This is a genomic window from Reyranella sp. (assembly GCF_050185545.1).
GTDB lineage: Bacteria > Pseudomonadota > Alphaproteobacteria > Reyranellales > Reyranellaceae > Reyranella.
The window spans coordinates 1-9,717 of record NZ_JBFWZI010000171.1 but is presented as its reverse complement, the minus strand read 5'-3'; the positions used below and the strand labels follow the sequence as shown (position 1 = coordinate 9,717).

The window sequence follows — 9,717 nt, the reverse complement described above, 5'->3', positions numbered from 1 at the left end:
ACGGCGGCATGCTGGCCGCTCGCAAGGTGTCGGCGATCTGCGAGGCTGCCGGCATCGCCTGCTACGGCGGCGACATGTTCGAGACCGGCATCGCCCACCTCGCAGGCACGCACGTCATCGCCGCGACTCCGAATATCTCGCTGGGCTGCGAGTTCTATCAGGCCAAGTACTTCCTGGAGCGCGACCTTCTCGCCGAGCCGTTCCCGATCGAGAACGGCCGCGTGATCGTGCCGCGCACGCCAGGCCTCGGCATCGGGGTCGACGAGGACCGGGTGAGGCACTACGCGGTGGAGACGTTGCGTTGAGAGGAGCTTCCGCCGGGAGCGCACCACTCCGAGGCGCTCATGTCATGCACCTCCCCAGCTTCGCCGGGGAGGTGTCCGCGTCATCGCGGACGGAGGGGTCACGACTCATGAGAGCCATGACCCTCCGTCGCCGTAAGACGGCGACACCTCCCCAGCGAAGCTGAGGAGGAGCATGAGCGCCACGGAGTGGCGCGCTCCCAGCCATGACCTGCGTCCGCGATGACACGGACGCCAGCACTGGTTGGCGCGCGTCTTGCGTGATTGCTTGACGGGGGTGAAGACCGGCACCTAGACTCGTCGCGCGTTTCGCCTCCTCGAGCGCCTGGGGCAGCGAGCCGGCACAGATCGGCGCGACAACAAGCAGAACGAGAGGAGAAGGGATATGGGGATCCGTCGTCGTGATGTCGCTTCCGCGACAGTCGTTGCCGCCGCCGCGAGCGTCGCGGTGGCCGCCGTTCCGGCCCGTGCCCAAGGCAAGACCGAATCGACCTGGGAGCTGATCAAGCGCACCGGCCAGGTGCGCATGGGCATCTTCGAGTATTCGCCCTACTTCATGCGCGACAAGTCGAGCGGCGAATGGGTCGGCGCCATGGTCGACATGGGCAAGGACATCGCCAACGAGCTCAAGGTGAAGTACGTGCCGGTCGAGGTCGGCGGCTTCGGCGAGGCCGTGCTGTCGCTGCAGTCGGGCAAGGTCGACATGAACTTCGCCCTGCAGGCGACGCCCTTGCGCGCCACCGCCATCGACTTCGCCGGGCCGATCTACTGGATCGAATGGGTGACGGTGAACAATCCCAAGTTCAAGGGCCGGGTGTGGGCGGACTACAACAAGGAAGGCGTCAAGGTCGCCGTGATGACCGGCACGTCCGACGAGCTGTTGCTGCGCAAGATGGCCCCCAAGGCGACGCGCGTGGAGTTCAAGTCGGCCGCCGAGATCGCCCTTGCCGTGTCGTCCGGTCGCGCCGATGCCTTCACCACGACGGTGCTGAACTCGATGGTCGCCAAGTCCAAGAATCCCGGGCTGGGCGACTTCGTCAATCCGACGCCGCGCGTGGCCCTGCCGGGCTATATCGGCCTGCGCCTGGAGGAGGATCAGCGCTGGCAGAAATTCCTCAACCGTTGGGCCGAGTGGAACATCCTGCTGGGCCACAACGAGGCGCGCATGAAGGCGGCGCTGGCGCGTGAGGGCCTGGAGATTCCGTCGACCGTGTCGTTCTCGCCGAACTGATGGCCAAATCCGTCACCGTGATAGGCGCCGGCATCGTCGGCGTCTGTTGCGCACTTCATCTGCAACGCGAAGGCTTCAAGGTGCGGCTCGTCGAAAAGGGCGAGCCGGGCATGAAGGCCACCTTCGGCAACTCGGGCAGCTTCGGCATCGCCTCGTGCGTGCCCTTCGCGATGCCGGGCGTGCTGAAGAAGGTGCCCAGGATGCTGTTCGACTCCACCTCGCCCCTGAAGCTGCGCTGGAGTCATGTGCCCGCCGCCTTGCCGTGGTTCCTGCGCTTCATCGCAGCGGCGCGGCCGTCGCGCGTCGAGGAGATCGCCGCCGCCCGCAACTCGCTGCTGGTGCATACCCATGCCGGCTATGCGCCGCTGATCGAGGATGCCGATGCGCAGCAGTGGGTCAAGGACGACGGCCTGATGATGCTGTTCGAGAGCGAGGAGACGTTCCGGCACGCCGCCTATGCGCTCGACCTGCGCCGCCGCAACGGCGTGCACATGGACATCCTCGACGGCAACGAGGCGCGGCAGATGGAACCCGCGCTGTCGCCCCGGATAGTCAAGGCGGTGTCGCTGCCCGACGTCAATCGCACCATCGATCCGTGGCGGCTGTGCGAGGCGCTGGCCAGGGATTTCGTGCGCCGCGGCGGCGAGATCGTCAACGCTGACGTGCGCGGTTTCGAGATCGGCGGCGAGGGACCGACCAAGATCGTTACCGACCGCGGGCCGCTGGATGTCGAGACCGTCGTGCTGGCCGCCGGCGTGTGGTCGCGGCCGCTGGCGAAGCAGCTCGGCACGTCGGTGCCGCTCGAGGCCGAGCGCGGCTATCACGTGATGTTCGCCAACCAGGAATTCGGCCTGCGCCGCGCCCTGGTCTCGGCCGACCGCAGCGTGTCGCTGGCCCACATGCACGAGGGTATCCGGGCCACCGGCGTCGCCGAGTTCGCCGCCCCCGACGCCCCGGCCGACATGCGCATCGCCGACATGATCGGGCGCCATGCCAAGGAGCTGGTGCCCGCGCTGAAGGGCGAGCCCGCCTCCAGGTGGATGGGCCCGCGGCCGTCGCATCCCGATTCCAAGCCGGTGATCGGCCGCTCGCCGCGCCACAGCAACGTGTTCTTCGCCTTCGGCCACGACCATCTCGGCCTCACCATGGCGGGCATCACCGGCAAGCTCATCGCCGAGCTCGCGACGGGCCGGCCGACGACGGTCGACCTGGCGCCGTTCCGGCCGGACCGTTTCTGAGATGGTCCTCGCGGTCGCCTACACCTGGGATTTCGGTCTCGTCCTCAGCTACACGAATCTCTGGGCCAAGGGACTGGGCGTCACGCTCGCCTACTCGGTGGGCACGGTGCTGGGCGGCATGATCATCGGCGTGATCTGCGGCCTGCTGCTGCTCGTGCGCAGCCGCTGGGTGACCTTGCCGGTGCATTACTACGTCGAGATCTTCCGCTGCACGCCGCTGCTGGTGCAGATCGTGTGGTTCTACTACGCGCTGCCGATCGTCCTGCAGGTCGAGCTGCCCGACTGGTTCGCCGCCGGCCTCGGGCTCACGCTCTACATGGGCGCCTTCGCCACCGAGATCTTCCGCGCCGGCATCATCTCGATCGACAAGGGCCAGTGGCAGGCCTCGCGCGCGCTCGGCATGACGGGCGGTGAGCTGATGCGCCACATCATCCTGCCGCAAGCCACCAAGCGCATGGTGCCACCCTTCGTCAACCAGTCGATCATCCAGCTCAAGAACACGTCGCTGCTCTACGTCGTGGCGATCCCCGACCTGATGTACACCGGCTCGATCATCGTCTCCGACACCTTCCGGCCGCTCGAGGTCTACAGCAGCGTCGCCATCGCCTATTTCGTGATCCTCTATCCGCTCACCCTGTGGGCGGCCCGCCTGGAGGCGCGCGTTGACCAGTAGTGGCCAGGCGATGGTCAAGGTCGATGGCCTGCGCAAGAGCTATGGGACGGTCGAGGCGGTGCGCGGCGTGTCGCTCGAGGTCCAGCGCGGCGAGGTCGTGGTCGTGATCGGCCCGTCGGGTTGCGGCAAGTCGACCTTCCTGCGCTGCATCAATCTCCTGGAGGAGCCCTCGGCGGGCACGCTGGAGGTCGGCGACCGTCGCATCGATTTCAGTGCCAAGCGCTCCATGCCTCACGGCCGCGACCTGGCGCGCTTTCGCGCCCGCATCGGCATGGTGTTCCAGCAGTTCGACCTCTTTCCCCACATGACGGCGTTGCAGAACGTCATGTCGGGGCCGGTGATCGTGAAGAAGATGGCCAGGCCTGAAGCCGAGGGCATCGCGCGCGATCTCCTGGCCAAGGTCGGCCTGGCTTCCTTCGCCGACCGGTTTCCTCGCAACCTGTCGGGCGGCCAGCAACAGCGTGTCGCCATCGCGCGCGCCATGGCGATGGCGCCCGAGATCATGCTGTTCGACGAGGTCACCTCGGCGCTCGATCCCGAGCTGGTGGGCGAGGTGCTCGACGTCATGAAGCAGCTCGCGGCCGAGGGCACGACCATGATCGTGGTGACTCACGAGATGGCCTTCGCGCGCGACGTCGCCGACCAGATCGTCGTCATGGATGCGGGCCAGGTGGTCGAGCACGGGGCTGCCGAAGAGGTCTTGCTGCGGCCCAGGAACCCGCGTACGGCGTCGTTCCTGTCGCGCTTCCACAGCACGATCGGCGAACGCAAGAGTTAGGGGAGTTTCGGCGAATGTTTCCGGCGAAGGACAAGCTGACGATCTGCTTTGCCCATGCGGCCTACCAGATGCAGGCGCGCTTCGAGGCGCGCAACACCGGCATCAGGAATTTCCAGGTATGGGCCTACGACGACCTGGTGAAGCGGGTCGGCGAGGCCGACATCGTGGTCGTCTCCGGCATGTGGAAGAACGACCTGATCCCGCATGCCGGCAAGTTGAAGTTCATCCAGTCGATCAGCTCGGGCATGGATCAGTATTCCCGGGAGCAGCTCGGCGCCAAGGGGGTGCGGCTCGCGAGCGCCGCCGGCGTCAATGCCCGCGCCGTGGCCGAGCATGCCATCGCGCTGATCCTGGCGGTGTTCCGCCGCCTGCCGGAGGCGCGCGACAACCAGCACCGCAAGATGTGGCGCGGCATGATCGGCGATCTCGGCCAGCGCGAGGACGAGCTCGGCGGCAAGACTCTGCTGGTCGTCGGCATGGGCCGCATCGGCAGTCATCTCGCGTTGCTCGCCAAGGCTTTCGGCATGAAGGTTATCGGCATCCGTCGCGATCCCTCGCAAGGCGAGAACGGCGCGGATTCGATCTACGGCATGGGCGACCTGGTGAGCCTCGTGCCACAGGCCGACATCGTGGCGCTGACCTGCGCGCTCACGCCGGAAACCACGGGGTTGATGAGCAAGGCCGCGTTCGCGGCCATGAAGCCGTCATCGATCTTCGTCAACGTGGCGCGCGGCAAGGTGGCCGACGAGGCGGCCCTGATCGACACCATGCAGCACAACCGCATCTGGGCCGCCGCCATCGACGTCACGGCGGACGAGCCGCTGCCCCAGCCTTCGCCGCTCTGGACCATGCCCAATGTCTTCGTCACGCCGCATACCGCGGGCGAGACGCGCGCCTATGAGGACAACGTGCTCGACATCCTGACGGAGAATCTCGACCGCCTGTGGCGCGGCGAGACGGCGCTGCGCAACCAGGTTCTCTGACGAGACACCGTCTGCGGCGCGCCTCGCTGTCTCGGTGCGCCGCTATTTCTTGTCGTCACCCTTCTGCTGGGTTGGTGCAGGCCGTTGCGGCTGCTGCGGCTGTTGCTGTTGCTGCGGCGGTTGTGCCCGCTGCGGCGGAGACTGGGCCTGGCCGGGAGCAGGCGGCGGCGCGGCCTGAGGCCTGGGGGCCGGAGGTGGCGCCGTGCGTCCTTCCTGTGGTGGACGCGGCGCCTGTGGCGGCGGCACGGCCCGTTGAGGCGGCATCTGAGGCGCCGCTTGCGGCGGCCGTGGAGGCTCGACCGGACGAGGAGGTGGTGCTGCCTGCTGCCTCGGCGGCTCGGCCTGCCTCGGCGGCTGCGGAGCCTGCGGCGCCGGCGGAGGAGGAGCAGCCTGCTGCCTCGGCGGCTCGGCCTGCCGGCGCGGTTGCGGCGCCGGCTGCTGTTGCGGTGGCGGTACCGCCTGTTGTCTCGGCGGCTCGGCCTGCCGCGGCGGCTGCGGTGCCGGCTGCTGGAGCGGAGCAGCCTGTTCTCGTTGCGGCTCGGCGGGTTTCGATGTCTGACCCGCGGGCGGCGGCTGACGAGGCGGTGCAGCCTGCTGTCTCGGAGTCTCGGCCGGTCGCGGCGGTTGCGCCGCCGATGGCGGCGGTGCGGGGGCGACTTGCGGGCGCTGTGGTTCGGCGGGCCCTGGCGTCCGGGGCGCGGGCTGCCGCTGTGGCGGTGGCGGCGCGGCCTGTTGTCTCGGCGGTTCATCCGGTCTCTGCGGCTGAGGCGCGGGTCGAGGCTCCGGTGGCGTTGCCTGCTGCTGCGGAGGTTCGCCGGGTTTGGCCGGCTCGCTGGCAGTCGGAGGTTGTGGAGAAGGCGTTGCCGCGGGACGCCCGGGCTGTTCGCTGGGCCGACCGGTCCGCGGAGACAGAGGCGTGACGGTGCCCTGCAATGCTGGTGGCTCGGCGCCTTGGCGTGGCACGAGCTTCGGCACGTCCGGCTTGTCGGTCGAACCCGCCGGAGCACCGGGCGCGCTGGCCGGAGGTGCGGCGGCGTTCCTGGGACCAGGAGCGGCGCGCCTGTCAGGTGCTGCTGGCTTCGCGAGCGTCGGCATGTCGGCGACTGCGGTTCTGGTGACGGCGATGTTGGCGGCGGCTCGCGCTTGCGCCTGTGCTCGCGGATCGGCTGGCGCCACAGTCCTTGGTGGTGGCGTCGCCGCCCCGGGTGCCGGCGACGCCGGCGCCGGTGCAACGCCAGGTCGCGTGACGGAGAGGGTCGGCGCCGGCGGCGCGGCAACCGGCACGACCGGAACGGTCGCCACCCGGTCCCGAGCGACGCGCAGCGCCGCGCGCGACACCGGCTGCGAGCCGATGAAGGCGGCGGCCGGCACGACGGTCGCGAAGCGCTGATTCATCAGGCGCAGATTCTGGGCCGTGATGCCGCCTTCGCGCCATTCGGTGCGCCGCCACCGGTCGTCGAGCAGACGATCCTGCACCGCGGCGGAGCGGTTGATGCGCCGATAGTAGTCGCGGTTGGTCGTGTAGGCCGGCACGTAGACCTCGCGCGGCCCCAGCGGGAACCAGCCGACCGGCGCGTTTCTGCGATCGGCCAGGGTCACCGCCAGCTCCACGCCGCCGACGAATGCCACCAGGGCGGGCGCGTAGATCGGGCGCGTGTCGCGCTGCGGCGGCACCCACATCCAGCGATTGTTGCGGTTGGCCCAGCGACCATAGTGATACGGTGCGAAGCCCCACGGCTGGTCGTCGATCCAAGTCCAGCCCCAAGGCTGCTGATAGACCCAATGGCCGGTGCGATAGGGCGCCCAGCCGACGGGCACGGCGCGCGGTATCCAGGCCATTCCATAGCTGCCGTCGTTCACCCAGGTGCCGTAGGCGTTCAGATCCTCGTAGCCGGTGACGCCGGCGGGCATGTACTGCGGTGGCTGGTCGTACACGACCAGGCGATCACGACTGGCCCAGAAGGCAGGCGGCGCCGGTGGTGGCGCGCTGACGGTCCGCAGTTGCGGCATGGACGCATCGCCCAGCACCTCGCCGACCTCTCCCGGCCGCACGGCCAGCACCTGTCCGTCGAGAGCCTCGATCTGGGCGGCGCCGCTGCGCACGCCGAGCCGCGTCGGATCCTCGAGCGAGCCGGCCTCGACGTAGTAGTCGCCCTGTTGCAAAAGCGTGACCGTGCCGCGCGGCGTCACGATCTGGTAAGGCTGGCTGGCATCGAGCGAGAAGGTCTTGATGTCGATGCGGCCCTGCGAGAGGCGCAGGCGGGTCTGCTCATCGTCGAGCGCGAGCAGGTCGAGTTCGCTGGCGCCTTCCATGCGAATGCGCGTGCCAGCGAGCGAGATCTCGCTGCGGGCGTTGGGCTCGGTCCAGATCGCGTCGCCCGTGGTGAGGGGCGTGTTGACGACAGCCGGCCTCCAGGCGCTCTCCGCATCGTCGTGGAAGGACACCGCGCCATTGGTATAGGCAAGCCGCCCGACCCGGGCGGGCGGTTCACCCTGCGCCAGTGCGACGCTCGACCAGGCGAGGGTGGATCCGGCAATCGCCGTCATCACGGCGATGGCGGCATGACGAAAGAGTTCGCCCATTGCGCGGCTCCTGCTAGGCTTTGCCTGCAATCCGCTTGAACGCCGCACCGGCAGGCCGGTTCCGGCAGGGGAGGAGTGAAGATGGCCGTGTTAGACCCGCATCGCCTGATCCTGACGGGCGAGAACCCGTTCATTCGCCTCAGTGAAAAGGACGGCGACCCCAACTCGACCGACGCCAGCTTCTGGCGAATCCTGTTCTGCCCGGCCGGTCCGGGACACGTGCTCTACCTCAAGAGCGAGCTCACGCACGGTGGCTGGCGCATTTTTTCCGACAACATCGCCATGGCGCGCTGGCTGCAGCAGACCGTTCAGGGAATGCTCAATGCCGAGCTCAAGGACCTGACCATTCCGGTGCACGATGCGGCGTTCTCCAAGTCGGGCGATCCGCGCTACTTCTGGACCGAGCATGTCGAGACGCACGACGGCGAGATCTCGCTCACTTGGCACGACATCGGCGAACCGCTGCTGATTCACACCGAGCCCAACCAGCAGCCCAACCCCAGGCCCTACGGCGTTTGCACTGTGCTGGTGCCGGCACTCGGCACGCGGCTCACGGTGAACGGCCAGCAGGCACGCGGCAAGTCGTGGGCCCGCCAGCGCGAAGGGCGGCCGTTCAGCACCTCGGCGCTGGCCTTCTCGGAGAGCTGGACGGAGCCGCGCTGAAGGCACGCTTAACAACCGATGAAAGCCGTCTTCGATTCCCGACCAGGGTCGGGTTACGACGACGAAATTCAGTCACGATACCATTTTCCCAATCGCTACTTGCCGGAAGCAAGAACGGTGGTGGGCGATTGGATTGTCTACCGGGCGACTCGTCGAGGCGGAGCGCGTATCGGCTATTTCACGGCAGCGCGCGTGATTGGCATCGAACCGGACCCTGCGCGTTCGAGTCATTCATATGCTCGAATGGCAGACTTCCTGCCATTCGATGAGATTGTGCCCCTGGAGCGGCCTGGTGGCTTCCATGAACGCCAACTGGAGTATCTGCCCAAACGGTCCCTGATAGGCCGCACACTACAGGGGCGATCCGTGCGAGTGATTACCGACATTGAGTTCGGCGATATCGTCCGGACAGGTTTGAAAGAGACGTTGTCACCGGCGAACGCGGTCCGACTTGAATTGGACCCTGCGCACCTTGATTCGGATACGCTTGCCTAGTCACTGCGCCGGAGGCTGAGCAGGAAAGAAAAGTCGTTTAGATTTTAATGAACCGAAAGGTGCGGGAAGCGAACTTTCGAAGACATGTGTGCGAAGCGTATGACAATACTTGTGCTGTGACTGGCCTACGAATCTTGAATGGCGGTGGCAAAGCGGAGGTCCAGGCGGCACATATCTGGTCGGTCGCAAATGGCGGTCCGGACGTTGTGCAGAATGGGTTGGCACTGTCCGCTACAGCGCACTGGCTGTTTGACCGGCATCTCATTTCGCTGACAGACGACTATGGCTTGCTCGTGTCACACAACAGAATACCGAGCGAGCTACAGGCGCTGTTTCAGAAGCAGCTTCAACGTGTTCGCTTGCCAGAGAACCAAGCGTATTGGCCACGTCCCGAATATCTGCGTCGTCATCGAGCGGCCTACGACAATGTCGGCTAGAGCGCTGGCGCGAACCCCATGGCGCGGGCGAGGTGCGTGTAGCTCGCCCGTCGCACCTCCTCGTCGTACGTCCAGGTGACGACCGCCATCTCGTCGACGCCGACCCGGTTCTTCAGCTCTTCGATGCGTGCCGCGACTTGCGGGCCCGTGCCGACGAAGGACTCGCGGCGGAACCGCTCGACGCGGCCCTGATCATAGGCTTTCAGGGCCTCGGCGGCGGTGTCGGGCGCATCGAGCGGCGCGAGAATGCCGCGGTCGCGGTTCATGCGGGAGAGAGCGCGTGACGTGAAGTGGTGCTGCGCCTCCTCCATGGTCTCGGCGGCCAGCGCCCAGA

11 protein-coding genes are annotated in these 9,717 nt (G+C 67.4%); 9 read left to right on the top strand and 2 right to left on the bottom strand.

The window, feature by feature from the left end:
• The 6 genes from AB7O82_RS30330 to AB7O82_RS30305 form a co-directional block, all read left to right on the top strand.
• Positions 1 to 305: enolase C-terminal domain-like protein (locus tag AB7O82_RS30330; RefSeq protein ID WP_428620957.1), on the top strand; the 305-nt coding region annotated here is incomplete at its 5' end.
• A gap of 382 nt (positions 306 to 687) precedes the next feature.
• Positions 688 to 1,533 carry a transporter substrate-binding domain-containing protein gene (locus AB7O82_RS30325; protein WP_428548899.1) on the top strand — a complete coding sequence of 282 codons (846 nt, stop codon included), beginning with the start codon at positions 688 to 690 and terminating at the stop codon, positions 1,531 to 1,533.
• Positions 1,533 to 2,771 (top strand): NAD(P)/FAD-dependent oxidoreductase, encoded by a 1,239-nt coding sequence (locus AB7O82_RS30320; RefSeq protein WP_428548902.1) that lies wholly within the window; start codon positions 1,533 to 1,535, stop codon positions 2,769 to 2,771. The genes AB7O82_RS30325 and AB7O82_RS30320 overlap by 1 nt, the downstream gene beginning before the upstream one ends.
• A gap of 1 nt (position 2,772) precedes the next feature.
• On the top strand, positions 2,773 to 3,444 hold the full coding sequence (locus AB7O82_RS30315) for an amino acid ABC transporter permease (RefSeq protein ID WP_428548905.1): 672 nt from the start codon (positions 2,773 to 2,775) through the stop codon (positions 3,442 to 3,444).
• A gap of 10 nt (positions 3,445 to 3,454) precedes the next feature.
• Positions 3,455 to 4,222, top strand: a complete 768-nt coding sequence (locus AB7O82_RS30310; RefSeq protein ID WP_428548926.1) for an amino acid ABC transporter ATP-binding protein — start codon at positions 3,455 to 3,457, stop codon at positions 4,220 to 4,222.
• 14 nt (positions 4,223 to 4,236) lie between these two features.
• Positions 4,237 to 5,205, top strand: a complete 969-nt coding sequence (locus AB7O82_RS30305; RefSeq protein ID WP_428548908.1) for a D-2-hydroxyacid dehydrogenase — start codon at positions 4,237 to 4,239, stop codon at positions 5,203 to 5,205.
• A gap of 42 nt (positions 5,206 to 5,247) precedes the next feature.
• Here AB7O82_RS30305 and AB7O82_RS30300 read toward each other — a convergent pair whose 3' ends face one another.
• Complete coding sequence (locus AB7O82_RS30300; protein WP_428620955.1) at positions 5,248 to 7,788, bottom strand: DUF6600 domain-containing protein; 2,541 nt, start codon at positions 7,786 to 7,788, stop codon at positions 5,248 to 5,250.
• A gap of 81 nt (positions 7,789 to 7,869) precedes the next feature.
• Here AB7O82_RS30300 and AB7O82_RS30295 point away from each other — a divergent pair, with 81 nt between their 5' ends.
• The 3 genes from AB7O82_RS30295 to AB7O82_RS30285 are packed head-to-tail and all read left to right on the top strand — an operon-like array spanning position 7,870 to position 9,383.
• The gene (locus AB7O82_RS30295; RefSeq protein ID WP_428548914.1) at positions 7,870 to 8,451 is read left to right on the top strand and encodes a hypothetical protein; all 582 of its coding nucleotides are present in this window, start codon (positions 7,870 to 7,872) and stop codon (positions 8,449 to 8,451) included.
• Positions 8,452 to 8,469: 18 nt separating this feature from the next.
• The gene (locus tag AB7O82_RS30290; RefSeq protein WP_428548917.1) at positions 8,470 to 8,946 is read left to right on the top strand and encodes a hypothetical protein; all 477 of its coding nucleotides are present in this window, start codon (positions 8,470 to 8,472) and stop codon (positions 8,944 to 8,946) included.
• Positions 8,947 to 8,993: 47 nt separating this feature from the next.
• The gene (locus AB7O82_RS30285) at positions 8,994 to 9,383 is read left to right on the top strand and encodes an HNH endonuclease (RefSeq protein ID WP_428620954.1); all 390 of its coding nucleotides are present in this window, start codon (positions 8,994 to 8,996) and stop codon (positions 9,381 to 9,383) included.
• Here AB7O82_RS30285 and AB7O82_RS30280 read toward each other — a convergent pair.
• A partial coding sequence (locus AB7O82_RS30280; protein WP_428620953.1) for a hypothetical protein occupies positions 9,380 to 9,717 on the bottom strand: 338 nt, incomplete at its 5' end. The genes AB7O82_RS30285 and AB7O82_RS30280 overlap by 4 nt on opposite strands.